The sequence below is a fragment of the Vibrio sp. Vb1574 genome (assembly GCF_033338675.1).
The window spans coordinates 202,522-223,787 of sequence record NZ_JAWOTC010000005.1; the positions used below are offsets into that span (position 1 = coordinate 202,522).

The 21,266-nt window shown below is 45.0% G+C and carries 16 protein-coding genes; 5 read left to right on the forward strand and 11 right to left on the reverse strand.

Annotation, left to right across the window (positions count from 1 at the left end; all coding sequences use genetic code 11):
- On the reverse strand, positions 1-1,689 hold the full coding sequence (locus R7O12_RS06140; protein WP_005377977.1) for an NAD-dependent malic enzyme: 1,689 nt from the start codon (positions 1,687-1,689) through the stop codon (positions 1-3).
- Between the two features lie 213 nt (positions 1,690-1,902).
- Between R7O12_RS06140 and R7O12_RS06145 the strand changes: the two genes are divergently transcribed.
- The 3 genes from R7O12_RS06145 to R7O12_RS06155 all read left to right on the forward strand — a co-directional run bounded on the left by R7O12_RS06145 (position 1,903) and on the right by R7O12_RS06155 (position 6,926).
- Positions 1,903-4,257, forward strand: a complete 2,355-nt coding sequence (locus tag R7O12_RS06145; RefSeq protein ID WP_318104694.1) for a helicase-related protein — start codon at positions 1,903-1,905, stop codon at positions 4,255-4,257.
- A gap of 288 nt (positions 4,258-4,545) precedes the next feature.
- On the forward strand, positions 4,546-4,923 hold the full coding sequence (locus tag R7O12_RS06150) for a hypothetical protein (protein WP_005377965.1): 378 nt from the start codon (positions 4,546-4,548) through the stop codon (positions 4,921-4,923).
- A 329-nt stretch (positions 4,924-5,252) separates the two neighbouring features.
- Positions 5,253-6,926 carry an alkaline phosphatase D family protein gene (locus R7O12_RS06155; RefSeq protein WP_318056239.1) on the forward strand — a complete coding sequence of 558 codons (1,674 nt, stop codon included), beginning with the start codon at positions 5,253-5,255 and terminating at the stop codon, positions 6,924-6,926.
- Positions 6,927-7,004: 78 nt separating this feature from the next.
- On the opposite strand, the gene R7O12_RS06160 is transcribed toward R7O12_RS06155, so the two are convergent.
- The 7 genes from R7O12_RS06160 to R7O12_RS06190 form a co-directional block, all read right to left on the reverse strand.
- Positions 7,005-8,108 carry a phosphoribosylaminoimidazolesuccinocarboxamide synthase gene (locus R7O12_RS06160; RefSeq protein WP_318105198.1) on the reverse strand — a complete coding sequence of 368 codons (1,104 nt, stop codon included), beginning with the start codon at positions 8,106-8,108 and terminating at the stop codon, positions 7,005-7,007.
- Between the two features lie 204 nt (positions 8,109-8,312).
- Entirely contained in the window at positions 8,313-8,705 is a 393-nt protein-coding gene (locus tag R7O12_RS06165; protein ID WP_318105196.1) for a SulA-like leucine-rich domain-containing protein, read from the reverse strand.
- A gap of 412 nt (positions 8,706-9,117) precedes the next feature.
- Positions 9,118-9,300, reverse strand: coding sequence for a hypothetical protein (locus tag R7O12_RS06170; protein ID WP_005377960.1), 183 nt, complete (start codon positions 9,298-9,300; stop codon positions 9,118-9,120).
- Positions 9,301-9,477: 177 nt separating this feature from the next.
- Positions 9,478-10,452 carry a J domain-containing protein gene (locus R7O12_RS06175; RefSeq protein ID WP_005388848.1) on the reverse strand — a complete coding sequence of 325 codons (975 nt, stop codon included), beginning with the start codon at positions 10,450-10,452 and terminating at the stop codon, positions 9,478-9,480.
- A 76-nt stretch (positions 10,453-10,528) separates the two neighbouring features.
- A complete protein-coding gene (locus R7O12_RS06180; protein ID WP_005377956.1) occupies positions 10,529-11,188 on the reverse strand; it encodes an OmpA family protein in 660 nt (219 codons plus the stop codon).
- A gap of 217 nt (positions 11,189-11,405) precedes the next feature.
- Positions 11,406-12,101: a DUF2786 domain-containing protein gene (locus tag R7O12_RS06185; RefSeq protein WP_005377954.1), complete on the reverse strand. Its 696-nt coding sequence runs from the start codon at positions 12,099-12,101 to the stop codon at positions 11,406-11,408.
- A 208-nt stretch (positions 12,102-12,309) separates the two neighbouring features.
- Complete coding sequence (locus tag R7O12_RS06190) at positions 12,310-12,990, reverse strand: DUF3334 family protein (RefSeq protein ID WP_005388843.1); 681 nt, start codon at positions 12,988-12,990, stop codon at positions 12,310-12,312.
- Between the two features lie 260 nt (positions 12,991-13,250).
- On the opposite strand from R7O12_RS06190, the gene R7O12_RS06195 reads away from it, so the two are divergent.
- Positions 13,251-16,286: an FAD-binding and (Fe-S)-binding domain-containing protein gene (locus R7O12_RS06195; protein WP_318105195.1), complete on the forward strand. Its 3,036-nt coding sequence runs from the start codon at positions 13,251-13,253 to the stop codon at positions 16,284-16,286.
- A gap of 73 nt (positions 16,287-16,359) precedes the next feature.
- Complete coding sequence (locus R7O12_RS06200) at positions 16,360-16,821, forward strand: methyltransferase family protein (RefSeq protein ID WP_033905135.1); 462 nt, start codon at positions 16,360-16,362, stop codon at positions 16,819-16,821.
- Positions 16,822-16,931: 110 nt separating this feature from the next.
- Here the strand turns inward: R7O12_RS06200 and R7O12_RS06205 are convergent, their stop codons facing one another.
- From R7O12_RS06205 to hutU, 3 genes are all read right to left on the reverse strand, one after another.
- Positions 16,932-17,657, reverse strand: coding sequence for a DUF3581 domain-containing protein (locus R7O12_RS06205; protein ID WP_017821813.1), 726 nt, complete (start codon positions 17,655-17,657; stop codon positions 16,932-16,934).
- A 335-nt stretch (positions 17,658-17,992) separates the two neighbouring features.
- Positions 17,993-19,528 (reverse strand): histidine ammonia-lyase, encoded by a 1,536-nt coding sequence (hutH, locus tag R7O12_RS06210; protein WP_017821814.1) that lies wholly within the window; start codon positions 19,526-19,528, stop codon positions 17,993-17,995.
- Between the two features lie 11 nt (positions 19,529-19,539).
- Positions 19,540-21,237: a urocanate hydratase gene (gene hutU, locus R7O12_RS06215; RefSeq protein ID WP_115386398.1), complete on the reverse strand. Its 1,698-nt coding sequence runs from the start codon at positions 21,235-21,237 to the stop codon at positions 19,540-19,542.
- Between the last annotated feature and the right edge of the window lie 29 nt (positions 21,238-21,266).

Here is a 21,266-nt window from a genome sequence, read left to right on the forward strand (position 1 = left end):
TTAGAACGCAGTGCGTTTGTAACGGCGGTAAACAGGTTGCCAGAACGACTGTTCAATCGCCACGTTCAATGCTTCATCAGTAATTTCTAATGCGACACCTTGTTCAATTGCCTTTTTACCAACGGCGAATGCGATTTTTTTCGACACTAAGTGGATTTCTTCCAGTGGTGGAAGTAGAGCCCCACGACCGTTGATTGCTAGAGGAGAACATGTTGCGAGCGCGCGGCTTGATTCCATTAGCATCTCGTCAGTGACACGTTTTGCATTGACAGCAAGTACACCAAGGCCAATGCCTGGGAAGATGTAGCTGTTGTTACATTGTGCAATAGGGTAAGTGCGACCTTCATGAACCACTGGCTCAAATGGGCTACCTGTTGCAACCAGTGCTTCACCATTTGTCCAACGAATGATGTCGTTCGGTGTCGCTTCCACGCGGCTTGTTGGGTTCGACAGTGGGAAGACAATCGGACGCTTACAGTGTTTATGCATTTCTTCGATGACTTCTTGGCTAAATAGGCCAGGAGCACCAGAAACACCAATTAGTACCGTTGGCTTCGCGTTACGCATTACATCGAGTAGTGAGAAGCCATTTCCTTCATTTTCCCATTCTTTCGTATTGGTATGCTTTTGCACCAAGCGTTGTTGGAAATCAAGAAGGTTAGGCATGCCTTCTTGTAACAGACCCCAACGGTCAACCATGTAAACTTGTGAGCGAGCTTGCTCGTCAGAAATTCCTTCCGATACCATTTGTGCGATGATCGCTTCTGCGATACCACAACCAGCAGAACCTGCGCCTAGGAAGGTAATACGTTGTTTAGAAAGCTGAGTTCCTGCTGCTTTACAAGCTGCAAGTAGAGAACCAACAGTAACAGCTGCAGTACCCTGAATATCATCATTGAAGCAACACACGCGGTCTTTGTAACGCTCTAGAAGAGGCATCGCATTTTTCTGAGCAAAGTCTTCGAACTGGATCAAAGCATCAGGCCAACGGCGCTGTACCGCTTGGATAAACTCTTCTACAAATGCATCGTATTCTGCACCCGTAATACGAGGATGACGCCAACCCATGTACATCGGATCAGCTAAGCGTTGCGGGTTATTGGTACCCACATCAAGCACGATTGGTAGCGTGTAAGCAGGGCTGATACCACCACACGCGGTATATAGTGACAGTTTACCGATAGGAATACCCATGCCGCCGATACCTTGGTCACCCAAGCCAAGGATACGTTCGCCATCTGTCACAACAATCACTTTAACGTTGTGGTTTGCTGCGTTGTTCAGCAAGTCGTCAATACGATCACGGTTCGGGTATGAAATGAACAGACCGCGACCACGACGGTAAATGTTAGAGAAGTTTTCACATGCTGCGCCAACAGTCGGCGTGTAGATGATAGGCATCATCTCAGAAATGTGATTTTGCACTAGGCGGTAATACAATGTTTCGTTGGTGTCTTGGATGTTACGCAGATAAATGTGCTTATCCATATCGCTTTCGAAACTTTTGTATTGCTGGTAGGCACGTTCCACCTGCTCTTGGATAGTTTCGGTCGACTCTGGAAGCAGACCTTCTAAGTTGAATGAACTACGTTCTTCAGCAGAGAATGCACTGCCTTTGTTCAAAAGAGGGGTTGCTAAAAGAGCCGGACCCGCATATGGAATATATAGTGGGCGTTTATCGTTGTTCATTGGGTGCCTTATGTAGGGTTGAAGGATGCGCACCAAATTTTAACGGGTTCACTATTTAGTTGTAAACATGCGTTGATGCACATCAATGTAATGTCGCAAAAAAATTCAGATACCGACGAAAATATCGGCAATATTGGTTGTTTAGAGATACCTAAAGCAGGATTTTTTTACTTGGGTATAATGTTTTGCATCATCAAATCAAATCCAATTTCTATGTTTCAACTACCTATCGACAGCCTGCAAGCCGAGTTTGACCATCATGTAAGCCTTAACCATCTTGTGGTGGAAGCCGAAACCGGGTCGGGTAAATCTACCCGCTTGCCCATGTGGGCGGCAAAACACGGACGCGTTCTGGTTATTGAACCACGTCGAATTGCTTGTACCTCGCTGGCTGAATTTCTTGCGGAGCAATCTGGAGAGCCAATAGGTCGCAAAGTCGGTTACGCGGTCAAGCTTCATGCCTACTTTGATGAAAAAACCGAAGTTGTATTTGTGACTCCGGGGGTTGCACTGCGTTGGTTTTCGGAAAACAAGCTAGCAGACTTTGATGTCGTGATAGTGGACGAATTTCACGAGCGACGCTGGGATATTGATCTATTAACCGCCATTTTGAAGCAAGAAAATCAACATCGATTGATCGTCACTTCCGCTACCTTAGAAGGCGAAAAGCTTGCTCGTTACCTGAATGCTAAGCGCCTGAGTTCGGAGGGACGTTGCTTTCCAGTCACGGTGACACATCGTTCTACAGACAGCCGCTATTTACCGAACAAAAAGGGATGTGAACAGGAGGTTGTCGGAGCGGTAAAAGAAGCACTGGAAGATGAAGATGGCGATATTCTTGTTTTTCTCCCAGGACGTAAAGAGATCGCCCAATGCGCGCAGATGCTACAAAGCAGCAGTGATGTCATGGTGGTTAAACTTCATGCCTCGGTCAGTGATGAAGAACGACATCGTGCGCTGACGGTACAAAAGCAACGGAAAGTCGTATTGGCAACCAACGTCGCGGAAACCTCTCTGACCATTCCTAATATCCGTGTGGTAATCGATAGTGGTTTAGAGCGCAGAACTGTACAACGAAATGGACGTACAGCACTGACATTAACCAACATTTCTAAGGCCAGTGCCGCGCAGCGAATGGGGCGAGCAGGTCGCGTTACCGAAGGGGCTTGTATTCGTCTATATGGTGAGCACGCGCCTTTAGAGTTGGTGACACCTCCAGAATTACACAGAGAAGAGCTCGTCGAGCCCATGCTGGCAGCGGCTTGTTGTGGGTACCGTCTTTCAACACTCGATTTTCTCGACTCAATTCCTCCAAAGTCGCTAGAGGCATCTCATTCGACGTTGTTATCTATGGAAGCGATTGATGAGGATGGCAATGTCACGCAGCATGGTAGAAAAGTATATCCACTACCCATTGATGCACTGTTTGCCGATCTCGTTACCAGAATTCAAGCGAAGCCAGAGAAGGAAGCAATGATTGATTTGGCTGCCGCCTTATCTGTGCCTGCGCAGCTCTATCAGCGACAAAGTGGTGAAGTTGCTGAGCTTCTATCTCAAGAGGAGCCATACGGATGTGATGTCTCTTTGTTGATCCGTTTGGTTCGGGGGGAGCAACTCTCAGGCATTATCATTGATGCTAGCGCGCTCGAAGAGGCACAAGGTTTAGCGAAACAAATGCGAGAAGTGTTTGAATTGCCGGAACTTGACGTTGCCTCTCGATATAAACGTGAAGCGCTCTTTTTCTCCATCGCCTCATTGCACCCTGAGCTTGTGTTTGTCCGACGAGCTCGTCGAAGGGATGCTCTAGGAAATGGCGTAGTCGAGATGCTGGTTGGGCGTAACAGCCGCTTTCCTGATAAAGAAGAAGCGGCCATCGTGCTAGATAGCCATAGCGTGCCAGGACGAGGTGTTAAGCAAACACTAAACCTCGCATCGGTTATGATGCCTATCCCGCTGACGTTATTACGCGAACTTGAGCTAGGGGAGTGGCAACAAGGTGAGACGAATTATGAAGAAGAGACCCCAAGAGCAACGATGCACTTGGTCTACGCCGGGCGAATAATCTGTACTGAACATCAAGCGTTAAAAGGTGATGTGGCAGTTCAGTCTATTGTCGAAATGATAGAAGACGAGACACTGTTACCAGGTTTTGCTTCTCAAAGAAAACAGCAAATACAACACTGGAAGCTCTATAACGCATTGGGCCTTAATGCCGAAGGAGAAGAGGTTAACGGCTTGGCCTCCTTGACATTTTCTAGCTGGTTAAAGGATCAGTTGGAAACACTAGGCGTTGAAAATATCGATGATATGGCGTTGTTTGAACCAGAAGACTTAACATTTAACGGTGTTCCAGAATGGGAATACGACGATTTCACGGAGCAGTACCCTTTAGAACTTTCGCTGCCAGAACTCCAACTAGATGTCGAGTATTACGCGTCTCGCAAGCTGGTACAGGTCGTTTATCGAGAGGGAAACCGTAAGGGAGACCCGAAGCGTTGGGAGCTGCCACGCTGGGCTGGTTGGAAGATACAGTATAAAAAGGCCAGTCGAGTGATTGATGTGAAGTAGGTCGGCGGATGACGTTGTGACAAGAATTGATATTTTCTTGGTGAATCTATAATGATTTCATATTGATAGCGTTACTTGTGTGTTGTTTTTAGTTTCTTAATTGAAATATTAATCAATTGAATGCTTATATATGGCGAAGCTGTACATCAGTTGTTACAAAGCTGGTTTTAATATTTCCTTTTGTATGTATATTAGGGCATAAAAGACGAATGTTTTATATCCCATTGCTATATCAAAACAGTTGAACGATATTTGGTATATCTCATTTTCGAGTGTCGGGGGCATAGAATGGATCAACAAGGAAAGACGTGCATTGAATTCGACTACACTAGCTTTTTAGGAGCGACAGGTAGTAAGAAATGGACCTTTTTAGAGGCATTTGCCACCATCGCGCCTATTTTCGGTTTGATGTGGAAACAGAACATTGCGGAATTGAGCAAGCCTGAAGATCGGTTGTGGGATGCCGCATTAAAATCGATGTCTTCTCGTAAAAGTGATGAATCCAATTTGGTCCGCTTAACCCAGCTAGCTAAACATGAAGGGATCAATGAATTGCGAGTCGTTATGCCATATTCGCTCGATGTTCAGCAAATCGAGTACATAGAATCTCGCAGTCAGTTGAAGGTGGATACGTCAGAACAAGATGTCCTTAACATCAAGTTTTAGGCTGAGTATTTCCACTTCATCGATGTACTACTTAACAATAGTGCAATGAAAAGCGACCTCAAAGTAGGTCGCTTTTTATTTTGAGGTTTTTGTCACAGGTCTTAGGAAATGTGATGAATATAGAGTATTTGCACTTAAATTAACAAAAATGTAACGTTTGGAAATGCAATTGTCATAACTAGCTTCTAACTTTGTGTTTTTAGGACAAATTACCGACTAAGTGGTTGGTACTGTAAGTTCGAATTAACGTCCCTTATTGGCATACAAGGATGATCGAGTCACCACGTCATTTGGGCATAAAAACAAACACAATAAGAAAGGAAGTCAATATGTCTTTGTCTCGTCGAGACTTTATGAAAGCTGCCTCTTCAACGGCGATTGTTACCGGGCTGGTGGGCTGTGGTAGCGATGCTAGTGAATCTGCTGCGGTTACCTTTGAGCACGGAGTGGCGAGTGGAGATCCTACTCAAACACAAGTAATCATTTGGACTCGTGTTACAACCTCAGCGAGCTACGCAGATGTAAGCTGGCAAGTTTCATCTAACGAAAATTTTACTGATATCGTGCAAAGTGGCACTTTTGCCACAGACACGAGCCGAGATTTCACGGTAAAAGTCGATGTTCAAAATCTCAACGCAAATTCTCGCTACTACTATCGATTCATGGTTGGAGATGTCACTAGCGAAGTCGGGCAAACTCAAACATTACCAGAGGATGGTGTAGAAAAGGCATCCATGGCGGTTGTTTCTTGTGCAAACTATCCTGCTGGCTATTTCCATGTGTATCGAGAGATTTTAAATCAACATGAGCAAGACCCGTTTGATGTGGTGCTTCATCTCGGTGATTACATTTATGAGTATGGTGCTGGTGGCTACGCTAGTGAAGATGCTGAGGCACTAGGGCGAGAGCCAAGCAAAGGCACTGAATGTATTACCTTAGATGATTACCGAAAACGGTATGCGCAATATCGCCAAGATGCTGATCTGCAAGCGTTACATGCGAGCCTACCAATGATTGCTGTCTGGGATGACCATGAGCTTGCAAATGATACTTGGAAAAATGGTGCGGAAAACCATCAAGAAGAGGAAGGCAGTTTTAATGATCGTCGTGCATCTGCGGCTGCCGCGTGGACAGAATGGTTGCCCGTTCGTGAAAACACTTTCTCAAACATGCTGATTTACCGTCAGTTTTCGTTTGGAAGTTTAGTCAATTTGATGATGCTCGACACGCGACTTGTGGGGCGTGATAAACCGTTGGATTATTTCTCGCTCAGCTCACCAACGATGGAAGCTATTGGCGGTTTAGTTGCTCAGTCGCGCAGTCAAGACCGAGAGCTGTTAGGCGGTGACCAACTCGCTTGGCTGATGGATGCGTTCAGTACGCACGACGCAACTTGGAATGTGCTAGGGCAACAAGTGTTAATGTCTCGTATGGAGTTGCCAAGTTCGGTTATGACCGCGATGTTTCAATTGTTTACTGCCACTGAAGAACAAAAAACAGAGGCGTTATTAGCGGTAAACTCTGCGATTACGGGTTATCTCTCTGACCCAAGTTTAGATACCATTGCTTTGCCATATAACCTAGATGCATGGGATGGTTACTACGTTGAGCGAGAGAAAGTTTATCAACTGGCCAAAGCCAGCAGTGGTAACTTTGTCTGCTTGGCAGGAGATACGCACAACGCATGGGCAAGTGAGCTTAAAGACATATCTAAGCATCCTATCGGGGTAGAGTTTGCGACTAGCTCTGTGAGTTCCCCTGGGTTAGAGGCCTACCTCGCGTTAGACCCTGTCGCGATCGCTCAAATGGAATACACGCTGCCGCACTTAGTGTCAGAATTACAGTGGGCAGACATCAAACAGCGTGGCTTTATGCGCGTTACTTTTACGCCCGACAAAGCAGAGTCGACCTGGTATTTCGTATCAACGATTAAAGACAAAACATATCAGGTGACGACCAAGTCAGCCTCCACAACAGATGGCACTACGTTAAATATCGGCTAAACTGAGCCTAATACGAAAAAAGTCCGCAAGCTAATGCGGACTTTTTATTGGAAAGCGTTTAGCAATCTAGCGACAGTGCTAGTCAATCAATCCGTATTCTTTGCTCAGAACTTCGATGATTTCCGCTTTCGGATTATCACTCAAATGAATCGGCTTGCCTGTAATCTTCTCGGCAATACCAATGTAAGTGCTCGAAATCGCCATCAAAGATTCGACGGGTAAAGCATTATCACGAGCGAGTGCTTCGCGCTCTGGCATACGTTCTTTGTTTAGCAAGATATCTGGGTCAGGGAAGTGGTTAAGTAGGAACTGGCGGAAACCTTCTTTTGAGTTCTCTACGATGTGACCTGCTTGGTACTCTTTAGCATCCCATATACGAGACGAGTCTGGTGTACCCACTTCATCCATGTAAATCAGCTTTTCATTGCCAGCAGCATCATGAACATAACCAAATTCGAATTTGGTATCGACAAAGATTTGGTCGATTTCTTCTAATGCTTGGCTGATAACGTTAAAGCCTTCTTTCAGCAATTTTTCGTAGAGTGCGATATCGTCAGCGCTTGAGAAGTTAAATGCTTCGTAGTTGTCTACGATGTTTTGACGAGTAATATTTACGTCATCCGCTTCTGGCACACCGGGAATGCCTTTTAGAATGCCTTTTGTGGATGGGGTCATTAGCAATTCTGGAAGTGCTTTGTCTTTTTCTAACCCTTCAGGAAGTTGGATTCCACAAAACTCTCGCTCGCCATTTGCGTAAGCGCGCCACATCGAACCCGTGATGTATTTGCGGCAGATGGCTTCGATTTTTACCGGTTTGGCTTTTTGTACAATCCAAACAAAAGGGTGAGGAATGTCTAGAATATGGCTATCTGCTAAGCCATTTTCTTTGAACAGTTTGAACCAGTGATTAGAAATCGCATTAAGCGCCGCCCCTTTACCCGGGACACCATTAAGACCACCTTCAGCATGCCAAATACAATCGAATGCAGAGATTCGGTCGCTAATCACCATGATAGCCAAAGGCGCATCTGGAGCGACATTGTATCCTTTTTCTTTGATCAGTCGGGCGCTGTCTTCTTCAGTTAACCAGTAAACTGAACGAACTTTTCCACTATGAACGGGTTCATGGGTGCGAATTGGCAGGTCGTCATTGACGGCAAGTACTTGATTAGCAAGGCTCATTGCGACATTCCTATCATCTTAATCAAACGTCAGAAAGAGAAGATATTCAGCAAAATGTGGGCGCTGAATAAATCGAATGTGGGCATCATACCAGAACTATTTTAACTCGCCAGAGAAAAAGCAAACGTTTGCCTGTTTTCTTTAATACAAAAAAATGCCCCCTTAAAAAGGAGGCGAGATGCAGGATAGATAACGTCGAACTTATTAGTGGTACTTATTAACTCTGCCTTCGACGAAAAAGACTTCACACTGATAGCGCTGCGCCACGTCGCTCAACATAGATTGATTCATAAGTGCAATTTTATTGGATGCGACAACAGCACTGGCATTACCTGATCGGATGGCTTTTATCACGATCTCGACTTCTGAAAGCTGTTGAGAGGGCTTCATTTGAATAACGTTTTTACAGCAAATATTAGAAGCAGTGAGTTGTTCAAAGTCTGGACGAGGGCAGTCTGCTGTAAACAAAATCCATTGTTTCTGCTGCGATAAAACAGCCAGCTTAGATAGAAGCTGATCCGAAACGGCCATGGGCTTAGTTGCTTGTGCCAATACGTTGTAGCGAGAGTATGTATGAGATTGACTTTGTAACTGCATCTTACTGTTCCTTTATACATGCTGTATGTGTATACAGTAGTTTGTTTTGGCGACCTGATCAACCAGTTTCTCAAAAGTTATTTGCGGTTTTTTGAAAAGGAAATAAAAGGATTTTACTTTAAGTAATTGAATTTATTTGTTTATTTTTCATTTCTGATATGTCTAACATCAATTTAAAAATGTGAGGTGAGTAGAAAGTTGGACGAGAGACATACAGGGGTTTACTACTGTATATACAGGTGTTTTTCACGGACAGTGGTTTGTATACAGTGGAAGAGGGCTGATAACCGATGCGACATGCTATGTAGGATAGGAGGGAATACGAGATAGAGATTGGAAATAGGCTTGGGCGATCAAAAAAGCGCCTTATAAAAGGCGCTTTTGAAAATCAGTTCCATTGATTCCGTCTTGCTTAGCTCGCTCGTTGCAAACGTTCGCGCATTTGCAATTCGCCTTGGTTAAATAGGCGCACGTCGATTTTCGCCATATCGTAACAAGCTTTACATGAGTAGTGGTGCTTGCCATCTAAATAATCGTGACGAGTTACAAGACTAGGTTTTTTACACCAATCACAGGTGCCTTCTTCAGTGAACATTGATTTTCTCCCCACCTAGATTAATTTGAGTCGTTAGGTGTTATTTTGCGCCGGGCATTATGGCATAAAAGCGCGACTTAAGTTAAATGTCTGTTAATTTCTTTGAGAGGGAGATCGATTGCGGTGCTTGATTATATGGGAATAAAAGCATGGCAGCCAAAGTATCCTGACCTATTTTTACTGTTTTGTAACATTTTGTGAGACGAGCTTAAAGGCATGATTGAGTCGCTTCATTTCTTCTTCACTGCCCCTTGTGTCAGGATGATAAAGCTTTGATAATTGTCTATAGCGTAGCTTGATTGCCTGTAAATCAGGGATGGTTTGTGGTGTGTAGCCAAACATAGCACACGCGACGCTTAGCTTATGGTTTTCTGCCTGAGTTTTGGATTTCTTAAATTCTCTGAATACTTTCTCTAACTGACGCTTCAGTTGCTTGTTCGTAAACTCTAGCTCTTTTATTTTTTCCGCCATTCGTTGATTTTGGCTTTCCTCTTTGGCTTCACGCGCTTTTCTATTCTGCTTAAGTTTTTTGATCGCGAGGAAACTTAAGCCGCTGATGATGAGGATCGCCGCTAGCCAAATCAGCCATAGAAACTGCGAGTGTTTTACTTTGGGGGTTGCAACTGTGCTTTTCTCTTCTTGTGTTTGCTCTGCTTTTTTATCGAGCGACTTTATTTGCGAGACTTGTTTAGCTCGTAGTTGGTTGAAGCGCAGCTCTAACAGTTGATTATAAGCTTGTTCTGCTGCTGGATTATGCTGAGAAGCCATTTGATACAAGGCTTCAGTCAATTGAGAAGTTGTGACCTTACCTGGATTGCGCTGAATAAAATCGGCGAGAAGAAAGCCACGATCGGTTGGGTCATTGAGTGCGATAGAGGTTAGCCAATATAACGCTTGTGTTTCATTTTTTTCGCCATTTATCCCTTTAGCAAAGTCGTTCGCGAGCTGTTTTTGTGCAGGGAGGTAACCTTGGTTGGCGGATTGCTCTAGCCAGTAGCGCGTTTCTGGTGAGGCTTCAGCTTCGTTTGATGCCAATAATTGTTGTGCGTACTCGTATTGTTCGATGGGGTCATTTGGAGCTTGAGAGGCAAGTGAGTAGCCAGAAAAGCTGAGGCTAAATAAGCAGAGTAGGGCAGACGTTTTGACAGACATTAATATGTCAGGCCTAACGATAATGGTTAGGCCTGCTCCGGTAATTTTTTATTATTACCGTTATGGTGCAACCAAATTACTTCAGTGGCAAGATCTGGATTTCAACACGACGGTTGCACGCACGACCTTCAGAAGTTTGGTTTGAGCAAATTGGGTTACGTTCGCCGTAGCCGCGTGCAATTGCACGACCAGGTGCAACGTTTTGAGATACTAGGAATTGACGTACGGACTCTGCACGGCGCTCTGACAACGTTTGGTTGTATGACTCACTACCTGTGCTATCCGTGTAACCGTCAATAACGAGACTGGTATCTGGGTACTCAACTAGGATGCGAGCAACACCGCGTAGAGTATTATGGATACTAGCATCAAGCTGGTAAGAGCTTGAAGAGAAGCCGATACCGTTTTCCATACGCAGTAAAAGCTGATTTTCACCAACACGCTGAACTTGTACGCCAGAGTTTAGCAAAGCGCGACGTAATTCCGCTTCTTGTTGGTCAAAGTAGTAACCAACGCCAGCGCCAGTCGCTCCGCCTGCGGCTGCACCAATGAGTGCATGCTGACGACGTTCTTTAGCATCATCACCCGTTGCTAGGCCGATTGCTGCGCCAGCGATCGCACCAATAAGCGCGCCTTGCGTGGTGGAGTTAGTTTCGTATTCACCCGTTGTTGCATTTTGGCGTTGAGTGGCTTGACAGCCAGTAAGAGCTAGCACTAGAGCTAGTGCAATAGGCATCTTTTTCAAGGGAAAATCTCCGTATAAAACTGAGGCGAAACCATGCCTCATAATGGGATGCGAATTATGAATAAACAAGCATTGATATTTGTTATGAGAAAGTAAGATTGATAAGAGTTTCTGTAAGAAAATTCCTATCAATACTGCCAAAGCTCTCAAAGTAAGCCCCATCGACATCGAAGTCATTGCTGCTTATGTGAATCCTTTACTATTCTGGCTATTTCGATGAATCGCCCAACATTTTGCGTGCTTGTTCGCCGCCCACTCCACGGTTAACTGAAACCTTTCTACCTTTCTTTAAGCCCACTTCGTAGTCTTCAGTTAGGTTTTTCATCGCTTCTTTCAATTGCTTCTTGAACGTTTCGCGGTCAATGTTTTGGAATTCTTTATCAATATAGTCATTAATTTTATTGGCCGACTCTTCATCTGGAGAAATAATTGGCAATTTTTCAATCGCGCCTTCCACCCAGCCAGATACAAATGAGTTCACACGGCGAGTCACTTCCTGAGAAGAGGTGCCGGTGCCAGCAAAGCTGTTTCGGAATTGTCCGGTACTTTCGTTCATCTCGCGATAAACAATATCGAAAGCAAATGCAGCAAAAATAGCGCGATCTGCTTCACCGATAAATTCGACACGTTTGAGCCCTTTGTGATTCAACAATACTGCTTCGACACCGAATTTTGTGTTAATGCCGCGAATCACTCGCAATATGGTAGAACTGATGTTCGCTGGTAGCAGATGAGAAGATTGTGTTTTTCCCATTCTGATGAACTCAATATCGTCTTTATCGAGACCATATTTAAGCATGAGGCGATGTGCCATTTTGATAGCATTGGCAGCCTCATTAACATTAGCGGAATTGCCCAGTTCTAAGCACTTGGCGATTTTTTTCAGAGCTTTTTGTTTATCCATCGACAACCAGTAACGAAAGCAGAAAATTTATGAAGTCAGACATATTACCTTTTTTGACATAAAAACGAAATACAAGGTGGGACTGAAGATAATTTCTGCACATAAAAAGAAGCCTCGCATTAAGCGAGGCTGGCGTTTTAGTTCGTCGTAATCAGTATGAAGTCGTACTTGTGTCTAAGAAGCCATTCTTCATTAAGATTCGTTAGAATTACAACCCGAGCTGATTGAGCAAGTCATCGGCATCATCGTTTGATCCCGACGATTTAGATTCTTTCTCAGCCAACTGTTTACGTGTTGCCTCTAAAATGTCGTCTGGGTTTTCGTCTTCAGCAACTTCAAACTCTTCCAGTTGGATGAACTCAGTTTTATCCATTGCTAGTTCGAGATAGAAAATATTGTTGTTTTCGGTGGAGAACGTCACTCTGCGCGCTTGAGGGCGGTCAAGGTTGGTATCAACTTGTAAGATAACTTGCTTATTCAGCGCCAGCATTTTTGGTTGGTTTTGTGTGATGTTCGTTTGCAGGTCTTTACGAATTTTATTAGTGAAGTCTCCGACCAGTTGATTCATGAGTTCACCCAGAACATCGCCTACCTCGTCAGAAGTATGAGATATTGCCAGTTCTTCTTCTGGCATGCCCATATTACGCATGTAGTTGGTGTAGATCTCCAGTGCGGCTTTTGCCGTAAAATTAATCACAACTAGCCCGGTAAATCCGCCATCAAACAGAACAAAACAGCCAAAATCTGGTTTGAGGCTAGTCTTGTGGATTTTTTGCACCATTGCTGAATAATTTACTTGAGAAGATGTCGCCGAAGTAAGTACGCCAGAAACAGACTGGCAAAGTTTGAGAAGGATATCTTCAGTGGTCACAATTTTATTTTTTTTCATTCTGAAAACTCATCTAGAAACGCGATTCGTTCCCCAATGTAGGCATCAAGCGTGAAAAAATAAAGCATAAGTTTAATTATTGTATCGAGATTCTGATTTGCTCGTCTTTTTAAATGTTGTAAAGTGACGAAATTCAAAGAATATTACTTCACTAACTCTTTTGTGGTGTTTTTTCGCTTAGCGCCAATTTGTATGAGAAGTGAGCAAATAATTACACAACCCGCAGCTGATCGGATCAGCGTCGTAGGGGCAGGAAGCAAATGTTACCAAGATTACACTCGCAAACTGATGTCGATCCTCTTGTTCTTAGTTTTCTGAAAGAGCTTGAGCACGCCGGATTCACTGGTGATATCGAAAGCCAATATTCAAGCCGACTAGCGGTTGCCACTGACAACAGTGTTTACCAGCAACTTCCTCAGTCTGTCGTTCATCCCAAAACGACAGAAGATGTTTCTCTCCTCGGGAAACTGAGCAATAAAGAAAAGTACGAACGAATTACCTTTTCACCTCGTGGTGGCGGCACAGGGACCAATGGTCAGTCGCTAACCAAAGGTATTGTGGTGGATATGTCTCGCCACATGAACAAAGTGCTTGAGATTAATGAGAAAGAAGGCTGGGTTCGTGTACAAACTGGTGTAGTGAAAGACCAGTTAAATGACGCTGTTCGCCCTTATGGCTACTTCTTCTCTCCAGACTTATCTACCAGTAACCGTGCAACGATTGGCGGCATGGTCAACACCGATGCTTCTGGTCAAGGTTCTCTGAAATACGGAAAAACATCCGATCATGTTTTGTCGCTACAAGCGGTATTTGCTGATGGTTCAATTTTAGAGTCGGACTTGTCCCATGGTTACCCAAAAGAAGGCGAGTTTGCTGCCAAGGCGCTACGTGTAACGGAATCCGTATGTCGTGAAAAACGCCAGCAGATCGTAGATAAGTTTCCTCCTCTTAACCGATTTTTAACGGGCTACGATTTAAAAAATGCCTTGAATGAAGACGGTGACCGTTTCGATATCACACGAGTACTTTGCGGCGCGGAAGGTTCATTGGCATTTATTACCGAAGCAAAGCTGAACCTGACGCCAATTCCGAAAGCGCGTACGTTGGTTAACGTTAAATACAACAGCTTTGATTCTGCACTGCGTAATGCACCGTTTATGGTAGAGGCGAAAGCGCTGTCTGTAGAAACCGTTGACTCAAAAGTGCTTAATCTCGCGAAGCAAGATATCGTTTGGCACACCGTGAGCGATTTACTTACCGATGTTCCAAATAAAGAGATGCTTGGCATCAATATGGTGGAATACGCAGGTCAGGACGAAGAGGAAGTTGCTGCTCAGGTTGCAGCGTTGACCGCCAAGCTCGATACCATGTTGGAAACAGAAGAAGCGGGCATTATCGGCTACCAAGTTTGTAACGATGTAGCGAGCATTGGGCGTATTTACAACATGCGTAAAAAAGCGGTGGGTTTGTTAGGCGCAGCAAAAGGTCGTGCTAAACCGGTCGCATTCGCTGAAGATACCTGTGTGCCACCAGAAAACCTGGCGGACTTCATTGTAGAGTTTCGAGAACTGTTAGACAGCAAGTCTCTGAATTACGGCATGTTTGGTCACGTCGATGCTGGGGTGCTTCACGTACGTCCTGCGTTGGATTTGTGTGACCCGCACCAAGAAGCATTGATGCACGAAGTTTCTGATGAAGTGGTCAAGCTGGTGGCGAAATACGGCGGTTTGATGTGGGGTGAACACGGCAAAGGTTTCCGTTCAGAATATGGCCCTGAGTTTTTCGGCGACGAGTTGTTTACTGAACTGAGACGTGTGAAAGCGGCATTCGATCCACACAACAAAATGAACCCGGGCAAAATCTGTACACCGCTGGATAGTGATGCAGAGCTTGTCAAAGTTACCGATACCAAACGTGGTTACTATGACCGTCAGATTGACGTTCAAGTACGTGACAGCTTTAAACAAGCGATGGAATGTAACGGTAACGGTTTGTGTTTTAACTACGATACCAGCTCGCCAATGTGTCCATCGATGAAAGTAACAGCCGATCGTCGTCATTCACCGAAAGGTCGTGCGGGTTTGGTTCGCGAGTGGTTGCGTCAGCTTACTGAGCAAGGCATTGATATTCTTGACTTAGAAAAGCAAACACTAGAAAACAAAACATCAATCAAAACCATGATTGACCGCGTACGTCATTCTATCAATCGTCGTCACGAGTATGACTTCTCTCACGAAGTGTATGAAGCGATGAATGGTTGTTTGGCGTGTAAAGCGTGTGCGAGTCAGTGTCCGATTAAAGTCGATGTTCCGAGCTTTCGCTCACGTTTTTTAAACATCTATCACTCTCGTTATCAACGTCCTGCAAAAGACTATCTGGTTGCGAACATTGAGACTATGCTGCCGATGATGGCAAAAGCGCCAGGTGTCGTAAATGGTGTTTTGAAGCAGTCGTGGGTGAAAAGTTTAACGGCATCTACGGTCGGGTATGTCGATGCGCCGTTGTTATCAGTACCCACCTTGAAACAACGAGTAGAGTCGCTGACAACGCCTTATGATCTGCAAGCGCTCAGTGGTTTGTCTTCGTCTGAAAAGAGCAAGCATGTTTTAATTGTTCAAGACCCATTCACTAGCTACTACGACGCTGATGTCGTTGAAGACTTCGTTAAGTTATTGAAAAAGCTGGGTATGCATCCGGTACTTCTGCCGTTTAAGCCGAATGGTAAAGCACAACACATTAAAGGGTTTTTACGTCAGTTTAAGGACACAGCAGCCGACACTGCGAAGTTCTTGGCGATGGTAGCGGATTTGGATATCCCATTAGTTGGCGTCGATCCTGCTTTGGTGCTGTGTTATCGAGATGAATACGCTGAAGTGCTTGGCAGTAAGCGAGGTAATTTCGATGTACTAACAGCCCACGAATGGCTTTACCCAAGACTAGAAGCGTTTGAAAGCGGAGAGCATAAGGCGCAGGAACCTTGGTATCTGTTTGCGCACTGTACTGAAAAAACCAAAATGCCAAATGCGGAAAAAGAGTGGGGCGCTATTTTTGCTCACTTTGGTGCAGTTTTGAATACGGTACCTGTTGGTTGTTGTGGTATGGCGGGTACGTTTGGTCATGAGGTTGATAAGTTGTCGATGTCGAAAGATATTTACAATTTAAGCTGGAAGCCAAGCTTAGATAAGTTGGATAACGAGAGATGTTTGATTACAGGCTATTCTTGCCGCAGCCAAGTTAAACGCTTTGAAGGAACGAAGCCCAAGCATCCCGTTCAGGCATTGTTAACTTTGTTGTAATCGGACTAAATCAAGCCCAGTTTTACTGGGCTTTTTAGAAACCGTACTTAGACCCTTTCAAAGGATATGAATCTTGAGAAAACTTGAACTCAAAGTCCCACCTGTTGCGGTGTTTTTGTTAGTCATACTTTTGATGTACGGACTTAAAGTTTTGACGCCGAGCATGAACATTCGAGTACCCTTTGTTGAATTTGTAGTAGGTGTATTAACTTTGTTGTCTGGCTACATGGGCATTGCTGGCGTGTATGAATTTCGCAAAGTAAAAACCACAGTGAACCCAGTAAAACCTGAAGCGGCATCTTCTGTTGTAAGAACTGGTGTGTTTGCCTTTTCACGCAACCCTATGTACACGGCATTATTGCTTCTAATCATAGCAACTGGTTTGTGGTGGCAGCACTTGAGTGTGGTGCTTTGTGGCGTGATATTTGTCAGTTATATGAATCGGTTTCAAATCAAGCCTGAGGAACGCGTTTTAGAGCGATTGTTTGGTGAAGAGTATGTGGATTATAAAAACCATGTTCGTCGTTGGCTCTAAGCATTGCGTTTAGTTTTGTTTGGATGAGACATAAAAAGAAAGCCCAACGGTCGACGTTGGGCTTTCTTTTAGTAAACACGTTTTTTGTGCGCTTCTGATAGGGCAGTCGACTAGGCTGCCTTAACGAACTTTGCTAGGAATGCATCCTTACGTTCATTAAAGCGGCGTACAAGGTCGTCAACCGCTTCTTGGTCATATGGCTTCAAGCCACTTGCAACCATGCGCTTAATACCTTTACCAACGACTTCACCGTCTTCTTTGAACGCAAAGTTTAAGGTGACTACACCTCGTTTGCCTTCTACGTCGAATGTTGCGCCAGTGAAATCCACCTCTGGATGCGTAAGGTCTAAGCGTGAAAATTCGACTTCCATGCTTTCATAAATAACTAATGGACGCTGGCAGTTTATCATCATTTGCTTCTCTTCCATAAGAGGAACCATGATGTGAGGGAAGTTCATACCAGAAAATTGCACGTAATTTGTCACTACATGCTCAATAAATGCCGGATCGTGGTTAGTTTCACCTTCACGGGACATGTGTAAGTATTCTTTACCTGCCTCGTCAACAACAGCGCTTTCTTTGTCACACTTATTTTCAATATGAAGTGCTACACCATCGTTTACCATGCCAGAGAAGTTAAAACGCATCTTTTGGCTAACGCCCTCTTTACTAAGAAGCACAGCGAAAAGTAAATCTCCAGGGACACAAAAGCGTTTGTTGTCTTCATCATGAATTGGGTTGTAGTCACCTGCGACACGTTTTGCAAAGTGGCTTGCTTGTTCGCGAGTGAACTGAAACTGGTGATTAGTGTTTGAAAAATAAGGTGTTAGAAACATAATTTTTACGTAGTAACCAAAACTGTGTGGGATTATATGCGAATATCTGCGTAGCAATGGTCCATCCAGTGAAAACTTCACCGTATCCTAACAATAAGACACTATTTCGGCGGATAAACCGTTAAAAACGCATACTTTAGCAACGCTTTTATTTGTGAAAACAATAAACAACGACCTTTTCGCTCGCCTATCTTTTAAAGTATAGCCATCAAAGTAGACTGGCGTTCATAAATAGTGCCATCAACATGTTTAATCGTATGTAAAAAGGCTCCACGCTGAACGTAGAGCCTTCAAGTCATTATCTGTTTATTCGATGAAATGCCAGTTATGCTTGGTTATTGAACACTTGGTAACAAGCTCTCTGGCATGAGCGTGTTGTGGATAGCCAGCTTAAGCAGAGTATTTGCCTGTTCAATGTCTGGAGCAAAGTAGCGATCTTTATCGTAGAACGATACTTTTTCACGCAACATTTGTTTCGCAATCTCAATACGCTCAGAGGACTTGTTTGGCGCTCTAAAGTCTAGGCCTTGTGCTGCTGAGAGGTATTCGACAGCCAGAATACCGCGAGTGTTTTCGCCCATTTCTTTCAATCTGCGAGCCGCGAATGTTGCCATTGACACGTGATCTTCTTGGTTTGCAGATGTTGGCAAGCTGTCTACTGACGCTGGGTGAGCGAGTGTTTTGTTTTCACTTGCTAACGCAGCGGAGGTAACCTGAGCAATCATGAAACCAGAGTTCACACCACCATTGTCGACTAAGAACGGTGGCAGTTTTGATAGCGCGCTATCGATAAGTAATGCCATACGACGTTCAGACAAGCTGCCGATCTCGGCAATCGCAAGTGCTAGGTTGTCGGCTGCCATTGCAACAGGCTCCGCGTGGAAGTTACCGCCAGAGATGATGTCACCATCTTCAGCAAACACCAACGGATTATCTGATACGGAATTCGCCTCTACTTGTAATACTTCCGCCGCATTGCGGATTTGCTGTAAACACGCGCCCATCACTTGAGGCTGACAGCGCAAAGAATACGGGTCTTGCACTTTTTCACAGTTAGTGTGCGAATCACCTATTTCACTCGATGTGTCTAACAAATGACGGTATGCGAGTGCTGCGTCCATCTGGCTGCGATGACCACGTACACGGTGAATGCGCGGATCGAATGGACGTCGGCTGCCGAGAGCGGCTTCAACAGACATTGCACCACAAACGGTTGCTGACGCGAAAAGGTCTTCCGCGATAAACAGGCCTTCCAATGCGAACGCTGTGGATGCCTGAGTCCCATTTAGTAGCGCTAAGCCTTCTTTTGGCGCCAGAGTGATAGGCTCTAGACCTGCGATTTTTAATGCTTCTTGCCCGGAAATGATTTTACCGTTGTGGCGAGCTTGTCCTTCTCCCAGTAATACAGTGCTCATATGGGCTAGAGGAGCTAAGTCACCTGATGCGCCAACAGAGCCCTTTTTAGGTACACAAGGGTAAACTTGTGCGTTGACTAGGTCGGTCAGCATATTAATGACTTTTAGGCGAATCCCAGAAAAGCCACGAGACAGACTATTGATTTTTAATACCATCATCAGACGAACCGTTTCATCTGACATAAACTCACCGATACCTGCCGCATGAGAAAGAACGATACTGCGTTGCAGTGTTTCTAAATCTTCTGGTGCTATTCGTGTGTTAGCCAATAGCCCAAAACCAGTGTTAATTCCGTAAACCGTTCTATCTTCCGCGATGACTCGGTCTACGACCTGTGTGCTTTCTTCAATGGCCGGAATGGCTTCAGGATCCAAAGTAAGGTTGACTGGTGAACGGCTCACTTGGCGTAGTTCGTTTAAGCTAATATGACCTGGCTTTAGCGTTAAATTTAACATCTCTTTCATCCTTACTTGAGCTTCTTCAGTTCTTCGTTGAGCATTGGCAAATCTAGCCCTTGCTCTGCTGCACATTGTTTAGCGATATCGTATCCCGCATCAGCATGACGCATGACACCAGTTGCTGGGTCGTTATGCAACACGCGGGCAATACGTTGTGAGGCATCTTCGCTGCCGTCACAGCAGATAACCATACCTGAGTGTTGCGAGAAACCCATTCCTACGCCACCACCGTGGTGCAGTGAAACCCAAGTTGCGCCGCCCGCCGTGTTGAGTAGCGCGTTTAATAATGGCCAGTCTGATACGGCGTCAGAACCGTCCATCATACCTTCGGTTTCACGGTTCGGGCTTGCTACAGAACCAGAGTCTAAGTGGTCTCGACCAATGACAACGGGCGCCTTAAGTTCGCCATTTTTCACCATTTCGTTGAATGCTTGACCAAGACGCTCACGATCTTTAAGACCAACCCAGCAAATACGCGCAGGTAAACCTTGGAACTGGATGCGCTCGCGAGCCATATCTAGCCAGTTATGTAAGTGCGGATTATCTGGAATTAGCTCTTTTACTTTTTGGTCGGTTTTATAGATGTCCTCAGGATCGCCAGAGAGAGCAGCCCAACGGAAAGGACCGATACCTTCACAGAATAGAGGACGAATGTAGGCTGGAACGAAGCCAGGAAAATCGAATGCGTTTTCTACGCCTTCTTCCAAGGCCATCTGGCGGATGTTGTTACCGTAGTCGAGTGTTGCGGCGCCGCGATTTTGCAGCTCTAACATCGCTTGAACTTGCACAGCCATGGATTTTTTCGCTGCTTTTACGACCATTGCTTCATCTTGCAAACGCATTTCCGCTGCGTGAGACATGCTCCAGCCTTGTGGTAAATAGCCATTGAGCGGGTCGTGTGCAGACGTTTGGTCTGTTACGACATCAGGCGTGATATTACGTTCTACCAGCTCAGAGAAAACGTCTGCTGCATTACCTAGTAGACCAACCGATACTGGTATGTCTGACTCTTTAATGATAGCTAGCGCTTCATCTAAAGAAGTCGCTTTCTTATCGACATAGCCTGTACGTAGGCGGTAATCGATACGTGATTCATCACACTCTACTGCAATCATGGAGAAGCCCGCCATTGTACCAGCGAGAGGTTGAGCTCCACCCATGCCACCGAGACCACCTGTTAGAATCCAACGGCCCTTTGCTTCACCGCCAAAGTGTTTTTTTGCAACAGATACGAACGTTTCGTATGTGCCTTGTACGATACCTTGCGAGCCAATGTATATCCAGCTGCCAGCGGTCATTTGGCCGTACATCATCAAGCCTTGTTTATCGAGCTCGTTGAAGTGTTCCCAGTTTGCCCAATGAGGAACGAGGTTTGAGTTTGCGATAAGCACGCGTGGGGCGTTTTTATGGGTAGGGAAAACACCAACAGGCTTGCCTGATTGAACTAAAAGCGTTTGGTCATCTTCGAGTCTTTCAAGTACTTCAACAATCTTGTCGTAACATTCCCAGTTTCGCGCTGCTCGGCCAATGCCGCCATATACAACCAGTGAATGTGGATGTTCTGCAACATCAGGATCAAGGTTGTTCATCAGCATACGAAGAGGGGCTTCGGTTAGCCAAGATTTTGCGCGCAGTTTATCTCCGTGAGGTGCACGAATTGTTCTGCTTGTATCAAGTCGTGGATCTTGTCCCTGGCGCTGTGTCATTTCAGACTCCTTTAGTTTCTCGTGATGAC